Origin of the sequence: Acetobacterium tundrae, from assembly GCF_008086615.1 — a bacterium.
Lineage (GTDB): Bacteria > Bacillota > Clostridia > Eubacteriales > Eubacteriaceae > Acetobacterium > Acetobacterium tundrae.
On sequence record NZ_RXYB01000017.1, the window covers coordinates 16,596 to 33,124 of the forward strand.

Sequence of the window (16,529 nt, forward strand, 5' to 3'; positions counted from 1 at the left end):
TTCCCTCTTATTTCTTATTTCTTGTAATAATATCCGTAAATTTCTTCTAATAAGAAGTTTATATCATTATTATCAACTTCATCGATGTTTGAAAAGTAGGTATTCATGGCCCGATCAATCATTTTTAAATATCGGGTCAAATTATCTGTAACTGTTTCAATATCTTGAGATAGTTCTCCGTCAACTTTAAATTCTCTCACAAATTTATGATTTGTTTGATGCTCCAATAAATCTGTATAATTCTCATCTTTCTCTTTTTCAATATTCATAATAAGCTTAAAGAACTCATCAAAATGATCATTCAAATTTTCAGATTTTGTACGGGAACTAATTTTTAATACCGCATATTTCCCCCGCTCACTACTGATAAATTCATAACTGTACCGCACTTTCGGACGATATTTATATTTCAAACTCTTGCCAAACTGAATACTCGAATTCTTATTTATTTGACTAACCGATAAGGTATCACTAAAATTTTCATCCAATTGTTCAAGTATTTTCTGTATTTTTTGCTCAGGAGTTACCATTCCTATTCTTTCAGCTAACATATCATTGATTAATTGGGAGCGGTTGGTATTCTTGGTATAGGCTATTTGATCAATCTTTTCAACAATTTCATCAAATAGCATCAGGCTATAGACGCTTTTCTTCATATTCTCACTCCTTTTATATAAATGATAATACATATGTTTTATTATGTCAAACATATTATGTAATTTACATTGCATTTTATGTTTAATATCAGATACTCTTAAGAATCTTATTATTTATTACATACCCAAACGAACATCAAATAATCTTCTTAATCACCGGAAACACCTTTTGCCAGTTTCCGGCAGTCTTATTTTTACGCAAAAAAAAGCCTGACTACAGCTAATCTGTAATTCAGACTTTTTTGGTTAAATCGATCGATTATATGATTGAATAAACGAATGCCGACAACATAAATAAAATACCTGATACTTTGGTAGCTTTTTCTAAGAAGCCTTCAAACCCTTTTGCTTTTTTCTTTCCAAATAAGGATTCAGCGCCACCGGCAATGGCTCCGGACATACCTGCTGCCTTTCCTGGGGATAAAAGTATCGCCGCAACAAGAACTAAACTAGAAATAATTAATATAATCAATAAAGCTGTTTTCATTGGTATCACCTCCGTAACTAATCGTACAAACTATAATATCATAAAAAATGCTACTTATCAAATAGTATTTATATGAACGGTTGCCTATCGTCCTGGAGGCACTCGTAAATCATTGTCGGCTGCATGATCGGACAGGCTAACGCCTGTTCGCCATGATGCAGAGAGTCTGACCCCTTGGTCACAACTGATGTTACGAGTGCCTCCAGGACTTACTTTTGCACTTAACCTCTAATCAGTTTCATATTTTCACCAAAGTACTATCGTTGAATCAGGGTTTCTCCGGTCATTTCTTGTGGTTTTGGAAGTCCCATCAGATCCAGCAGGGTCGGTGCAACATCAGCTAGTTTTCCATCATTTCTTAATGTGACCTTGCCAGCTCCAACAAGAATGCATTTTACCTGATTGGAGGTATGAGCGGTAAAAGGCTGATTGGTTTCATAATCAATCATTTTTTCAGCATTTCCATGATCCGCTGTTAACAACACCGTTCCGCCTTTTTTCAAAATAGCCTGAATAACTTTCTGTGAGCAGGTATCAACTACCTCGACGGCTTTTTCCGCTGCTTCAAAAATACCGGTGTGACCAACCATATCGGCGTTAGCAAAATTAAGCACCATCAGCTGATATTTTTCGCTTTCAATCGCTTCAACCGCTTTTTCTGCCACTTCAAAAGCACTCATTTCCGGTTTCAAATCATAGGTCGCCACATGCGGTGAGGGTACCAATAAACGGTCTTCCATGGGATACTGCTTTTCCTGTCCGCCATTAAAAAAATAAGTCACATGGGCATATTTTTCAGTTTCGGCGATTCTTAATTGCGGAATGCCTAAATGACTGAGATATTCCCCTAACGTATTTTTAATGGTTTCCGGCTTAAAAGCAATCGAAATATTTTTAAAAGACTGGTCATATTGAGTCATTGAAACAAAGTTGACTGCAAAAAAGCCGTTTTTTCTAGTAAACTCATTAAAATCCGGATCAATGAAAGCCCTGGTTATTTCCCTGGCGCGATCCGGTCTGAAATTGAAAAAGATAATGGTGTCATTTGTTTTGATGCGCTTATCTTCCTCAGTGTCGATAATTGTTGGCAAAACAAACTCATCGGTGATGCTCTTTGAATAGGTTTCTGCCATCACCTGCAAAGCCGATTTGGCATGTTCGCCTTCACCGATAGCCATTGCATCATAAGCTTTTTCAACACGATCCCAGCGATTATCCCGATCCATTGCATAATATCGTCCAATAATGGTTGCAATTTTCCCGATCCCTATTTCTGACATCTTTTCTTCCAAAGCTATGATATGCTTGATTCCGCTATCCGGTGCTGTATCCCGGCCATCCATCAGGCAGTGTACGTAAACCCGATCAATTCCCTGCTGCTTCGCCAACTCAAGCAACGCATACAGATGACGCTCATGACTGTGAACGCCTCCGTCAGATAATAAACCCATGATGTGAAGGGCACCACCCTTTTCCTTTGCCGAGCGGATTCCCGAAAGGAATGCTTCATTTTCAAAAAAGTCACCATCTTCAATGGCTTTAGTAATTCGTGTTAACTCCTGATAGACGACTCTTCCAGCGCCCAGGTTTAAATGGCCCACCTCGGAATTTCCCATTTGTCCCTCGGGAAGTCCGACCCCAAGGCCGCTTGCCGTAATCAGTGTATGGGGGTTTTCTTCGTATAATGCTTTGAGAAATGGGGTTTTCGCTTCTTCAACCGCATTCCCCTTCAGGCACTCCGTGCAGCCGTAGCCATCAAGAATGATGAGGGCCGTTAATTTATTTTCCATTTCGTCTCTCTTTTCAATTGAATTCTGCGATGATCGTTATTAGAATTTCACAATTTCAGAAAAAGTAGGTTTTAAAGATGCTCCGCCTACCAAAGCGCCGTCGATATTATCCATGGCCATCAATTCTTTAACATTCCCGGGATTAACACTTCCCCCGTATTGAATCCGAACTTTATCAGCAGCATCCTGGCCATACATTTTAGCAATGGTTTCTCTGACCCAGCCACAGGCTTCATTGGCTTCTTCTTTACTGGCCGTTTTACCGGTTCCGATGGCCCAGATCGGTTCATAAGCAACCACAACTTTGCCGATGTCATCGATATTTTTCAAACCTGCTTCTATTTGGCCGACCACTTTTGCTTTGGCTTTACCACTTTCCCGTTCTGCTAAGGTTTCCCCACAGCATACGATCGGTATGATTCCCAGTGACAGAGCTTTAATGGCTTTTTTATTGACGGCTTCGTCCGTTTCATTGAAAGTTTGCCGTCTTTCAGAGTGACCAACAATGGCATATTTTACCCCAATGGCCGTTAGCATTTCTCCTGAAATTTCTCCGGTAAACGCGCCATTTTTTTCAAAATGCATATTTTGCGCCCCAATCCCCACATTTGAGTCTTTTGTCATTTCAACGGCCTTTTGAAGTCCTAAATAAGTTGGACAAAATACGACTTCAGCCGCAGCGCCAGCTACTAAGGGCAATAGCGTATTGATTAAGGTTTCTGTTTCAGAAATGTCATTATTCATTTTCCAGTTTCCCGCAATAATTGGTTTTCGCATTTTTTCTCTCCTTATTTATCTTGTAATATTTCAATCCCAGGTAATTTTTTTCCTTCAAGGAATTCCAAAGAAGCACCGCCACCAGTGGAGATATGACTCATTCCTTCTTCATATCCTAATATTTTAACCGCCGCAGCCGAGTCTCCGCCCCCAATGATTGTAACCGCATCAGATTCTGACATCGCTTTAGCAACCGCTGCTGTGCCTTTGGCAAAGGCCGGCATTTCAAATACCCCCATTGGGCCATTCCAAATCACTGTTTTGGCCGCAAGAATCGCTTTTATAAACGTTGCCGAGGTAACCGGACCGATGTCAAGGCCCATCGATTCCGGAGGAATCGTCGTCACATCGACAATTTTATGGGGTGAATCAGCGGCAAACGTCTCAGCGGCAACCACATCAACCGGCAACAATAGCTGCACGCCTTTTGACTTGGCTTTTGCCAGCAGCTCTTTTGCTAAATCAATTTTATCTTCTTCAAGCAGGGATTTTCCAATCCCATAACCTTGCGCTTTCAAGAAAGTAAAAGCCATCCCTCCGCCGATGATGAGTGTATCCACTTTTTCCAGCAGGTTATTGATTACGCCAATTTTATCCGAAACCTTAGAGCCTCCTAAAATAGCAACAAAAGGTCGGGCCGGCGCTTCCAGGGCTTTTCCCATAAAATCCAATTCTTTCTGAATCAGGAAACCGGATACGCCGGGAAGTATTTCCGCAATCCCGACGGTTGAAGCATGGGCCCGATGAGCAGTTCCGAATGCGTCGTTTACAAAGATATCGCCTAAATCTGCTAATTCTCTTGCAAATCCCAGATCGTTTTTCGTTTCTTCCGGCCGGAAACGAGTGTTTTGGAGCAAAAGAACGTCCCCGGGTTTCAGGGTTGAGGCGGCGGCAACGGTTATCGATCCGGTCACAACGGGATCATCATTAAAGATCACTTTCTTTTTCAATAATTCTGATAATTTTTCTGCTACCGGAGCCAATGAGTATTTGGGATCAGGCTTGTTATTCGGACGTCCCAAATGTGACATTAAAATAAGGGCGGCCCCGTGGTCCAAAATATAAGAGATGGTTGGCAAAGCGGCGACAATTCGGGTTTCATCCGTAATCTTTCCATTTTCATCCAACGGAACATTAAAATCAGCTCGCATTAAAACTTTTTTTCCTTTTAATTCGATATCTGCTACTGTTTTCTTACTCATATTGTTATCCTTTCCGCTTAAACATTTGTTTATAAAGAATTTCAGTCCCCCATATTATGAGGAACTGAAAAGTTTTTGTGTTTTATGTTAATTTTTAGGTTGTCTTTAAACTTGCGTTGCTACGAAGCTAGCCAACCGTACTAATTGGGCGGTATAAGACATTTCATTATCATACCAGGAAATAATTTTAACCTGTTGTTTTCCGCCTTCAACATTCATTACTCTTGTTAACGTTGCATCGAATAATGATCCATAAGACATGCCGATAATATCCGTCGATACAATTTGTTCCTCGTTGTAGCCTAACGTTTCATTTGCAGCGGCTTTTATGGCCGCATTGATTTCTTCAACCGTTACTTCTTTTTCAAGAACACAGGTTAAATCAACCAGAGAACCGGTAATAACCGGTACCCGCAGTGCAAAACCGTCCAGTTTTCCGTTTAAAGCCGGCAAAACTTTTCCAACTGCAGCGGCAGCGCCGGTTGAGGTTGGAACAATATTCTGAGCCGCAGCACGGCCTCTTCTTAGATCTTTATGAGGACCATCAAGCGTTGCCTGATCATTGGTATAGGCATGAACGGTTGTCATTAAACCACTGACAAGCCCAAAATTATCATTTAATACTTTAGCGACGGGAGCCAAGCAGTTTGTTGTGCAGGAAGCACCGCTAATAACTGTTTCTGTACCATCAAGCACATTGTCATTAACATTGAAAACGATCATTTTTACATCACCTTTGGCAGGCGCCGAGATAATAACTTTTTTAGCGCCAGCTTTGATGTGTTTTTCGGCACCATCTTTAGTTGTAAAAAATCCGGTTGATTCGATAACAACGTCCACTCCGAGTTTACCCCAAGGAAGATTTTCAGGATCTCTTTCTGCAAAAATCTTGATCACTTTTCCATCAACAACAATCGTATCGCCTTTTACGTCAATGGCATTTTCTTTGAATTTCCCCTGAGCGCTATCATATTTCAATAGGTATGCTAATGTTTTTGCATCTGTTAAATCGTTGATCGCAACGATATCAAACGCAGGATTATCCGCCATTTTTCTAAACGCCAAACGACCAATTCTTCCAAAACCATTAATTGCTACTTTTACAGACATATTATCTGCCTCCTTAAAATATTGATTTATTTGATTAATCTATTACTCAGTCAGAATACGATTCATTTTGCATCTGACGTGGTTGATAATTTTTCAAGAATTTCTCTTGCGGCACTTTCATCCGTGATCAGGACAATATTGTCACGAATACGGCTAACTGCAATAATTGCCTCTGCTTTGTTAACGCCGCCAGCCACTGCGATGACATTCGGTATTCTTTTGAAATTTTCGATGCCCACACCAATGGTACTGGAAGGTGAAACAACTTCCCCATTGATATTAAAATAATGGCCAAAAGCCTCGGCAACGGCGCCTTTTTCCAATAGTTTTTGTTTGTCAGCCGCGTTTATGTTGCGCCAATCCGCCAACACATCCGCACGACCCAATCCAAAAATAAAAATATCGATTTCTTCCATCTTATCAAAAACTCTTTTTATTTCCGGATAATCTTTTAAGGCATCCAGCAAGCGCTGATCAATATTGTCCGGCAAATGCAGAAGTTCATAATTTGAATGTAATTTTAATCCCATTTCAGCCACGACATTATTCGCCTGAGTCGAATGGCTTTTGCCAATTCCGCCTCGTGCGGGAATAACATAGACATCCGGATAAAAAGCTTCCCGCATTTCATCGGCGACTGCAGCCGTACAGCTTCCGCCGGTAAGCGCTAGGGTATCTTTATACTTCATGACGGACAATACGTATTTTGCACCTGAACGCCCCATAAATCGCAGCACTTCATAATTCATATCCATATCTCCGGGACAAATGATCACTCGTTTTAAATTGAGCTTATCCATAAGTTCTTTTTCTAATTGTTCAAGGCCATTATAGGCGTAAAGCAGACTCTTGAGCTTGAGCAGTGCTTCTTCCCCCGCTTTGGTAATGACCACGCCTTGTCGCTCAACTGAGACCAGCTTTTGTTTTTGAAAAAAGTCGATTTCGTTTCGCACTTGCCGTTCGCTCATATCCAAAACAAAGGCAAGATTTCTCCGACCAATAGGTTGCTCACTGCTGATCGTTGACAAAATATTGTAACGCATTTCAATGAGGCGATTAACCTCCGGCGCAACAAGCTCCTGGAGCTCGATAACTTCTTTGCTGATTTTTAATTGGTTTGTCACAGCTTCACCTTTCCTTCAGATACGCATACTCGCTTTTGTCCCACTGGGACAAATTGATTATACCTTATCTTAGAAAGAAAGACAAGTTAAAAATAGATCACTGCAAATGCCCAATCCGATTATTTGATATTTTATCATCGGTATTCTTTTCGTTTTGATGATGGCTGTATCATCAAGGCTTCCCGATATTTAGCGACCGTTCGTCTGGCGACATCCAAATTCTGCGCTTTCAGTATTTCCGAAATCTTTTGATCACTCAATGGTCTCTGCTTGTCTTCCGCCTCAATCATTTCTTTAATAAAACGTTTAATAACATCGGATGAACGATCCTCTTCACCCTGGGTGAAGCCCCGCTTAAAGAAGAACTTTAAAGCAAAGGTGCCCTTCGGAGTTTGGATATATTTCCCGTGAATGGCACGGCTTACTGTCGATTCGTGCACATCAACTATCTCGGCAATTGTTTTGAGTGTCAGCGGCCGCAAATTTTCAACGCCTTCAAAAAAGAAATCACATTGATACTCCGCAATCGCCTGAATCACTTTTTTTATGGTGTCCCGGCGTTGTTCGATGCTCCTAATAAGAAAAGCGGCGCTGTCCAATTTTTTTTCAATGTACACGCGTGTTTCATCATTTTTTTTAGAAGTTTTCAGTAAACTTTTGTAGTAACCATTTATTTTTAGTCGCGGAGCGCAAACATCATTGATTTTGACCACCAATTCCCCTTCAACTATTTCAATGCTCCCATCCGGGATAACATAGGAAACCCCTTCAGAGCACGAAAACTTGCGACCCGGTTTGGGTTCCAGGGTTTTGATGATTTCCTTGAATTCATAAACTTCTTCAACCAAAAGGCCGGTTGCCTGAGCAATGCGCTTAAATTGATTATCGGCAAACTCGGCGAGATAGTTCTTGATAATATCGAGATAGACTTCGTCATCTTCATATCCCATCTGATGCAACTGAATGAGCAGACATTCTTCAACATCTCGGGCGCCAACCCCAGCCGGATCAAACCCTTGAATGATTTCCACCAATTTGCCAATCATCTCTTCATCCACTTCAAGAATCGCTCGGATATAATTATCAGCAACAATCAGATACCCGTTATCATCGATACAATCGATTAGATATTCGCCAACAAATTTTTCCTTATCACTGAGTGTCTGGGCCGCCAAGCTAAATTGGAAATGCAGATATTCATTAAGTGTTTGCACCTGCGACGAGTATTTTTCAAAACCGTACTCTGCTTCTGTGTCAGGGTTGCTTTGTGCCTGTCCGCGATATTCAGAACTTTCCATACTCTGGAAATACTCATCCCAGCGGACATCTTCTTTTGACAAAACTTCTTCCTGCCGGACTTCTTCTTTAACCGGTTCTTCATTTATCGGAACTACTTCTTTTATAGCATTCTCATTAAATTCTATAACCGGATTTTCGATAATTTCCTTTTCAATGAGGCTGTTTAATTCTATTGCCGTTAATTGAAGAATTTCAATGGACTGCCTCATTTCCTGAGTCAAAATTAATTTTTGGGTTTGATTTATATTTAAATCAAATTTTAAATTCATCATTTTTACCGCCTGATTTTTTTGCTATTCACCATTACTGATTAATCTTTACAAAACACAACGAACTGTGGCCTCATCACATCTTATATTTACACTTTATAAAAAGATATAAACGCTCTTTACCGAATTTTTCAATAAAAAAATAAGACTGGATGCTCTCCAGTCTTCATCATACCATGATCTACCTAAGTTCTTCAATAAATTTAATTACATTAACAGCAGCGATAGCACCATCGGCTGTCGCTGTCACCACTTGTCGCAGCGATTTTCTGCGCACGTCTCCGGCGGCAAAAATCCCCGAAATATTCGTACGCATGTCTTCATCCGTTATCAAATAATCCCTGGCATCCCGTTCGAGAGAACCCACAAATGGTTCGGTATTTGGTTTTTGACCAACAAAAACAAATACACCATCGACTGGTACTTCTGATGTTTCACCAGTCTTGACATTTTTAACAACGATGCCTTCAACTAAACCATTTCCCTTTATCTCGTCAACGACTGAATCGAGAATGATGCTGATTTTTTCATTGTCTTTAATTCGCTGCTGCAGTATCTTCGCACCTCTAAGCTCGTCGCGACGATGAATAATCACAACTTCTTTGGCATATTTTGTCAAGTATAATGATTCTTCCAAGGCCGTATCACCACCGCCAAGGACTGCGACTTTTAAGCCTTTGAAAAAATTCGCATCACAGGTAGCACAGTAGGATACACCCATTCCTCTTAATTCTCTTTCGCCTTTGCAGCCAATCATTTTTGGTTCTGCCCCGGTAGCCACAATCAAAGTTTGCGTTTCCAGACTTCCTGAATCCGTTTCAATCGCAAAACCATTTAGAGTTATGCTAAAGGACTGATAGGTCCGCGTGGAAAATTCCACTCCAAATTCCGCGCATTGTTCACGCATCCGTTCGGTCAGACTTGGCCCGGTACTGTTTGGCGGCGATCCCGGATAATTCTCGATATCCCAGCTTGTGGCAATCTGTCCGCCGATGCCGCCTTTTTCAATAATTAATACTTTAAGTGCGCCACGTGCGGCATAGAGCCCGGCAGCCAAACCAGCCGGACCAGCCCCGATAATAATTGTATCATAACTCATCTAAACACCTCATTTATAATTTTTCGCAATTAACTATTTCAGTTATCAGTATTTAAACATGATTCTTAGCAATGTTGCTGTTCGAAACAAATTCCTCAATCTCTTTTTCAGAGTCTTTAATCAGTTCTTTTTTATATTCGTCATATTTATTTTCTTTGACAATTTCCAAAGAGCGTGTTTCCAATTTTAAATTTTTAACCACTTCAATTTGAATATCGATTTTTTCAGTGATTTCTTCAATTCTTTTTTCGACAATTTTAATCTGATCTGTTAAAAAAGACATATAGTGAATATATACCTGGCAGGCCGTCGGCGTAATGGACGCAGCCATATCCCGTTCATAGTTCAACCGGCATTTTTCCTGCTGGTCTTCCAGATCCAGCATTTTATCCATTTCATCACTTAACTGTCTGGTGAGCCCTCCCATTATCATCATTTCATTCTCTAAATTCTGATCCTTATAGGAAAGGAGCTTTCCCAGCTGAAATTGAAACTTTTTCATAAGACAGCCTTCTTCATTAATTCATTACTTTCCTCGAACCTGCACTTTTCGTTAACGCGTTGCTGTAAAAAGCCATTAATCCCATCAATCTTTTTGATGGCAACATCAAGCGCCGGATTACTGCCGCTCTTATAAGCACCGATACTGACCAGATCGTAATTGGTATCATAAGTTGACATCATATTTCGCATTTTTGAGGCCGCTTCCAATTGATCCTTATCCGCAATATTGGACATCAGTCTGCTGACACTGCTTAAAACATCAATAGCGGGGTAATGATTTCGCGCCGCAATTTTTCGGGATAACACGATATGTCCGTCAATGATCCCGCGCACCGTATCGGCTACCGGCTCATTCATATCATCACCTTCAACCAAAACCGTATAAATACCGGTAATTGAGCCTGTTTCAAAATTCCCACTGCGTTCAAGAAGCTTTGGCATCATGGCATAAATTGAGGGTGTATAGCCTCTGGCAACCGGAGGCTCCCCAGTCGCTAACCCGATTTCCCGCTGCGCCATGGCGAATCGGGTCAACGAGTCCATCATCAACAACACATCATTTCCCTGGTCTTTAAAATATTCCGCAATGGTGGTGGCGGTTAAAGCACATTTCATCCGCTGCATTGGCGGCTGATCTGAGGTGGCGACCACCAGTACCGATCTTTCCAAGCCCTCTTTGCCGAGGTCGTTTTCCAGAAACTGGCGAACTTCCCGGCCTCTTTCGCCAACCAAAGCGATGACATTGACCTGGGTTTTGACATTTCTGGCAATCATCCCCATCAGCGTGCTTTTGCCAACCCCGCTTCCGGCAAAGATTCCCATTCTCTGGCCTTTTCCAATGGTCAGCAAGCCATCAATGGCCTTCACTCCGAATTCCAGGATTTCTTCAATCGGCGGTCTTGAAAGAGGATTGGAACCCGTACTTTGAATATCATAAGGAACACAATTTTCAATCGGTCCTTCTCCATCAATGGGTTCCCCTAAAGCATTGACAACTCTGCCAATCATATTCTCAGACACGCCAATCTTAAGCGACGATCCGGTGGGTTCGACAATATTGCCAAAACTAATCCCTTCCGCCTCTTCATAGGGCATCAACAAAACCTTATTTCCGCGAAAGCCAACCACTTCCGCCAAAATAAAATTCTCTGCTTTCGAATCGAATATTTTGCACAAATCGCCAATGCTGCATTCCGGTCCGACGGATTCGATCATCATTCCGACAACTTTTTCGATTTTTCCAAAATAATGATACGTTTCAGCTCTGTGAATTGCTTTGCAAATCCTTGACCTATCCATTTAAAGCCTCCCAGTTAAAAACTTTGTTCAATCGCTTTATCCAGTTGCTCCAACTGTACCGGCAAACTCATATCAATCACGGCATCATCGGTTTCCACCATTATTTTATCATCATCTTTTAACATAATGACCTTTGTTTTATTGGCTAATTTCTTGATCTTTTCAGCAATTTCCCGGTTTATATGAAAATCCAGGGTCTTTTGGTTTTCTGATAAATAAATTTTCAGATTTTCTTCATCGCCGTGAATCACTTCATCAAAAATCTTCAGAAAAACCGCTTCGTCTTCCTGAACCTGCTGTCGCATAATTTTTTTTGAAATTTCAAAAGCAATTGCCAACAAATCTTCTTCCTGATTTTCAAGGGCTGTCTGTCGCTCCAGATTCAGGCAGTCAACAACTTCCCGGATTTCCTGGAGTCCCACCTCCGTCACCGCTGTTGCCGACAGCAGTCCTTCCTGATGCCCTTCCCGGATTCCCTGTAAATGACCAGCCTCATAACCGGCCGCATAGCCCTCACTGTACCCCAGCTCCTGAGATTTTAGTTTAATCTCCTGGCTGCTTTTTATGGCATTCTTCATGAGATCATTTGCGGCCCGCAAAGCCTCAGCATTTTGTTCAAACTCCGCTTCATTCTGATTAAGCTCCTGAGTTTGATTGGTTTTCTGCCGATTATTGTTTTTCTCTTCAAAACTGTTTTTCGACGGTGTTTTTAAAGTAATATTCTCCTGTGTAACCCATTTAGCCTTAACAATACTAGACAATGATTTCGTCCTTTCCGCCCTTAGAAGTAACAATTTCGCCTTCTTCTTCCAGTCGTCTGATCACTGATACAATCTTCTGTTGAGCTTCTTCAACATCACGTACTCTGACATTGTGCAGGTATTCCATTTCACTCTTAACGGTATCGCCCATACGTTGGGACATGTTTTCAAAAATAATATCGGAAACGCCTTTATTCGCACCTTTAAGGGCAATCGACATTTCTTTTGTATCGATTTCCTGGAGGAATCGCTGAATTGACATCGGATCCAGAATAACGATATCTTCAAATACAAACATTCGTTTTCTAATTTCTTCAGAAAGTTTCGCATCATTTTTGCTAAGTTCATCAAAGATGTATTTTTCAGTTCCCCGATCAATGTTATTCATAATTTCAGCAATATAATTAATACCGCCCACTTCAAGCAGATCAAAGGATACCACGGATTCAAATTTCCGCTCCAGGATGGTTTCCACCTGTCTGATGATTTCCGGTGAAGTCCGATCCATTCTGGCAATCCGCTCCACCACATCCACCCGAAAGCTTTTTGGCAATTCAGCAATAATCGCCGATGCCTGATCGGCTCTTGCATAAGACAAAATCAAAGCAATCGTCTGAGGATGTTCACTGACGATCATATTCATAAGATTCTTGTAATCGGCTTTTCGAATAAATTCAAAGGCCTTGGTCCGCAAGGTTTTAGTGACCCGTTCTAAAAGGGCCCCCCCCTGCTGGACTCCGAAAGCCTTTTCAAGGACATTTCTGGCGTAGGTGACGCCACCCTCAACATATACCTTTTGGGCCACACAAAGGCCGTAAAACTCATCAATTACCTGATCTGCGACATCCGGAGGAATGCTACCCTGTCGGGTAATCTCATAGGTTAATATTTCAATTTCATCTTCAGTTAAATGTTTATATATATTGGAAGCTATGTCTTCCCCAAGGGCAATGACTACTTGGGCTGCTTTTTGCCGCGGTTTTAAGCCTTCATCCATATTCGTCGACATCCTTTGTTTAGCACTTTTTTATTCCTCATTTTTCAACCATGATTTAAACAGCTGGGCTGCAATTTCCGGATTCGTTTGGGCAAAATCTTTGACTTTTTCTTTTTTGTCATCCTTCAACGGCTGAATAGTCTCAATTGGAGGAAGTCCTTCAGCAGCCAATGCACCAAACAATTCGTCTGTAGCAGCATCCTCGCCGGGACCGAAAGACGCTTCAAAGCCTTTACCTTTGGCTTTCTTTTTCTTTCTACCCCGAGTCGCAACAAACAGCAGAATTAAAAGCAGTAACAGCACACCGCCGGCAATGGCTCCGAAAATAAGCAACCGGTCCGTGGTCAGAAAACTCCCGGTTTGAGTTTGAACGTTATCCGCTTGGGCCGCAAATGCGAAACTCCGAATGGTGATATTTGCCGGTGCCACCCCAGAAGCAGATGATATTAATTGGACAAGATTCGCCTGTTCTGTAGCATTTAAAGCATTACCATCAAGCGCAATCCCAATAGAAACTGTCTCAATGGTTGGATCTGTCTTTTCAGTTTGGGTTACTTCCTGGCTCACCGAGTACGTTTTATCTTGTGTAATTCCAGTAACCGCACCACCGCTGGCGGTCGCATTATTGGCATAAGTAGTGACATCAGTATTAGCGGTTGTCCCGGCAACCCCCCCAGTCGTCGAGGTACCTCCGGTAATATCCAGACTGGAAGATTCCTTATTGGTAACGCCGGTATTATTTCCGTCCGCAGAAGGACTATAAGCCGTTGTTTCTTTTTTTGAAGTATCGGTGTTGAGGGTTGCGGTCACCGAAATTTTATATTTCGACGGGTCATAAGGGCCAGCCAAAACATTGTTCACTTTTTGCTTAATATTATTTTCAATCTCATTGGTCAATTTGATTTTCGAAGTACCACCCATCAGGGATGAAGCACTATCGATTAAATCATTGCCTTCACCATCTGTTAAGGCGATGTTATCCTTAGAAAGCCCGGATACTGATTTCGCCACCAAATTTTGAATTCCTAAAACCTGACTCTCTGATAATGTGGAGCCGGTGTTCATCGTAACAATTACAGAAGCCGTAGTACTTTGATCATCCTTTAAATAAAAGACACTTTCAGTTGGAACCGCAATCGTGACGACGGCGTCTTTGACACCCTCCAACGTTTTTATACTCGCTCCAATTCGCTCCTGCAACTGCATATTTTCATATTGCTTTCTTTCATAATCAGTGGAAAGCATGCTGCTGTTATCCTTAATAACGTAATAACTCAAACCATTTTTAGGATAACCCGCTGTCGCTAATTGCATTCTGACAGAGGCCTCATCACCTTCCGGCACCGTAATATTTCCGCTGGCATCGAGTTTTACATCGACTGATGTTCCTGAAAGGGCGCCCATGATTTCGGTGGTTTCCGCCTGAGTTAGATTCTCAAAAAGTGGTACATAAGTCTTGTTATTTAAGATCGCTGTTATAGTGAAAGACGCAATCAAAATAAGGGCAATTGCTCCCAAAGCCAATAGCTTGGCTTTCTTTGAAGTACCGGACCACAACGTCTTTATTTTATTTAAAAAGCTTTTTATCTGTTCATTCATTCTGTTTTTTCTTCCATCTAAATAAATTTGAAGTTGTCATAACTTATTAATCCCGCACAGCAAAAACTGTGGAGACCCTCATTAATTTGAACTATTTGAACCGTCTCCACAATTTTAATTAAATATTTAAATAAAATTTCCCTCAAAATTACAGACTCGTACTCATGACTGATGAATAAGCATCCAGTGCTTTGTTTCGAAGCTGAACCATAGTTTGCAATGCAACATCCGCTTTTGCCGAATTAATCATCATGGTCGACGGATCATCCATATTTCCAATCGATAAATTATAGGAATCCACCTTTGTCTGAGCCTCGGTTTGCTCAACATTGTCCATCAAGCCTTGCAATGTATCTTTAAAACTATTTGTCGATCCGGTGGTTTCAGTCGTTGCCGACGCGCCACCTAGGCTGTTGCTGATTGAACTGATACTACTACTGCCACCAATAATCGAATCCATAGGAACAATAAACATATTAACCATTCTCCTTTTTATTTACCAATTTCTAAAGCTTTTAACGCAATCGCCTTGGTGGCATTAAAAGCGGTTACATTCGCTTCATACGCCCGGCTTGCTCCCATTGCATCAACCATTTCCTGGCTCGTATTAACATTGGGATACATCACATATCCTTGTGCGTTTGCATCCGGATGGGTCGGGTCATAAACCGGTACCAGGGCGGAAGGATCTTCCACCACCGCATCCACCTGAACGCCTTCTCTTTGCGTACTAACCGCCGAACTAAGCGCATCCTGAAAAGTACCGGTGTCCACCGTATTGACGCTGCTGAGAACGGTCATCTGGCGACGGTAGGGCGTGCCCGCTTCCGTTCTGGTAACTTGGGCATTGGCTATATTTTGAGAAATAATATCCAGTCTAAACTTCTGTGCAGTCATACCAGATCCTGAAATATTTAAAGAACTCATAAAACTCATTGCTGTTATTTCCCTCCACTAATCGCATATTTTAAACGTGAATAAGAACTACTGATACCTTGAACTAAATAATAGTACTGCAGCTGGGTCTTGGTCATGTCAATATTTTCAGATTCGATATCAACATTATTTTGATCCAATTTACTTGACGACGCCCTCGTATTCACACTAACTTTGGCATTCTCAATTGCATTAACACTTTTCGCCGAACTTGAATTTCCCTGAAGTGTTTGCATGGCCGAATTCAATGAATCTTCAAAATTCACCTCAACTGATTTGTATCCAGGTGTTTCAGAGTTGGCAATGTTATTACTGATTGCTTTTTGTCGCTGCCATGTTCCATCTAATGCCTTCTGATACATTGCCGATGTGATCGAATCTCCTATCATTTTTTCCTCCTTATTCCCGTTTGAAAAATATTTAAAGGTTTCTCAACCAAACTTCTTCTCTTCTATTCTACCATTTTCATTCTTTTATTTCAAATAAATTAACCATATTTAACTGTACCGTATCTTTAAATTGTTTGATTATATTATTCATAGCCATTCCATTTATATAATATTCATATATTATCATAAATATCTCATAACGACAAATAAATTAACAATTAATTAAGATAC

General features: G+C 41.1%; 17 protein-coding genes. All 17 read right to left on the minus strand.

Going from position 1 to position 16,529, the window contains the following annotated elements; genetic code table 11:
- Positions 1-14: 14 nt before the first annotated feature.
- Positions 15-656, minus strand: coding sequence for a hypothetical protein (locus FZC40_RS12730; protein ID WP_148604922.1), 642 nt, complete (start codon positions 654-656; stop codon positions 15-17).
- 259 nt (positions 657-915) lie between these two features.
- Positions 916-1,143 (minus strand): preprotein translocase subunit SecG, encoded by a 228-nt coding sequence (gene secG / locus FZC40_RS12735; RefSeq protein ID WP_148604923.1) that lies wholly within the window; start codon positions 1,141-1,143, stop codon positions 916-918.
- 257 nt (positions 1,144-1,400) lie between these two features.
- Entirely contained in the window at positions 1,401-2,933 is a 1,533-nt protein-coding gene (gene gpmI / locus FZC40_RS12740; protein WP_148604924.1) for a 2,3-bisphosphoglycerate-independent phosphoglycerate mutase, read from the minus strand.
- 39 nt (positions 2,934-2,972) lie between these two features.
- Positions 2,973-3,710 (minus strand): triose-phosphate isomerase, encoded by a 738-nt coding sequence (gene tpiA, locus FZC40_RS12745; RefSeq protein ID WP_148604925.1) that lies wholly within the window; start codon positions 3,708-3,710, stop codon positions 2,973-2,975.
- A gap of 11 nt (positions 3,711-3,721) precedes the next feature.
- On the minus strand, positions 3,722-4,912 hold the full coding sequence (locus tag FZC40_RS12750; RefSeq protein WP_148604926.1) for a phosphoglycerate kinase: 1,191 nt from the start codon (positions 4,910-4,912) through the stop codon (positions 3,722-3,724).
- 105 nt (positions 4,913-5,017) lie between these two features.
- The gene (gene gap / locus FZC40_RS12755) at positions 5,018-6,022 is read right to left on the minus strand and encodes a type I glyceraldehyde-3-phosphate dehydrogenase (protein ID WP_148604927.1); all 1,005 of its coding nucleotides are present in this window, start codon (positions 6,020-6,022) and stop codon (positions 5,018-5,020) included.
- Between the two features lie 62 nt (positions 6,023-6,084).
- Positions 6,085-7,146 carry a sugar-binding transcriptional regulator gene (locus tag FZC40_RS12760; protein WP_148567732.1) on the minus strand — a complete coding sequence of 354 codons (1,062 nt, stop codon included), beginning with the start codon at positions 7,144-7,146 and terminating at the stop codon, positions 6,085-6,087.
- A 134-nt stretch (positions 7,147-7,280) separates the two neighbouring features.
- Positions 7,281-8,717, minus strand: a complete 1,437-nt coding sequence (gene rpoN, locus FZC40_RS12765; protein WP_243135813.1) for an RNA polymerase factor sigma-54 — start codon at positions 8,715-8,717, stop codon at positions 7,281-7,283.
- 178 nt (positions 8,718-8,895) lie between these two features.
- Positions 8,896-9,813, minus strand: a complete 918-nt coding sequence (gene trxB, locus FZC40_RS12770; protein WP_148604929.1) for a thioredoxin-disulfide reductase — start codon at positions 9,811-9,813, stop codon at positions 8,896-8,898.
- 52 nt (positions 9,814-9,865) lie between these two features.
- Complete coding sequence (locus FZC40_RS12775; RefSeq protein ID WP_148604931.1) at positions 9,866-10,315, minus strand: hypothetical protein; 450 nt, start codon at positions 10,313-10,315, stop codon at positions 9,866-9,868.
- Positions 10,312-11,616: a flagellar protein export ATPase FliI gene (fliI, locus tag FZC40_RS12780; protein WP_148567729.1), complete on the minus strand. Its 1,305-nt coding sequence runs from the start codon at positions 11,614-11,616 to the stop codon at positions 10,312-10,314. The genes FZC40_RS12775 and fliI overlap by 4 nt, the downstream gene beginning before the upstream one ends.
- Positions 11,617-11,630: 14 nt before the next feature.
- Positions 11,631-12,377, minus strand: coding sequence for a FliH/SctL family protein (locus FZC40_RS12785; protein WP_148604934.1), 747 nt, complete (start codon positions 12,375-12,377; stop codon positions 11,631-11,633).
- Positions 12,370-13,374, minus strand: a complete 1,005-nt coding sequence (gene fliG, locus FZC40_RS12790; protein WP_148604936.1) for a flagellar motor switch protein FliG — start codon at positions 13,372-13,374, stop codon at positions 12,370-12,372. Before fliG ends, FZC40_RS12785 begins: the two co-directional genes overlap by 8 nt.
- A gap of 30 nt (positions 13,375-13,404) precedes the next feature.
- Positions 13,405-14,973 (minus strand): flagellar basal-body MS-ring/collar protein FliF, encoded by a 1,569-nt coding sequence (fliF, locus tag FZC40_RS12795; protein ID WP_148604939.1) that lies wholly within the window; start codon positions 14,971-14,973, stop codon positions 13,405-13,407.
- Between the two features lie 148 nt (positions 14,974-15,121).
- A complete protein-coding gene (fliE, locus tag FZC40_RS12800) occupies positions 15,122-15,448 on the minus strand; it encodes a flagellar hook-basal body complex protein FliE (RefSeq protein WP_186843727.1) in 327 nt (108 codons plus the stop codon).
- A 17-nt stretch (positions 15,449-15,465) separates the two neighbouring features.
- Positions 15,466-15,909, minus strand: a complete 444-nt coding sequence (flgC, locus tag FZC40_RS12805; RefSeq protein WP_148604943.1) for a flagellar basal body rod protein FlgC — start codon at positions 15,907-15,909, stop codon at positions 15,466-15,468.
- A 5-nt stretch (positions 15,910-15,914) separates the two neighbouring features.
- On the minus strand, positions 15,915-16,298 hold the full coding sequence (gene flgB / locus FZC40_RS12810; protein ID WP_148604946.1) for a flagellar basal body rod protein FlgB: 384 nt from the start codon (positions 16,296-16,298) through the stop codon (positions 15,915-15,917).
- Positions 16,299-16,529 lie beyond the last annotated feature (231 nt).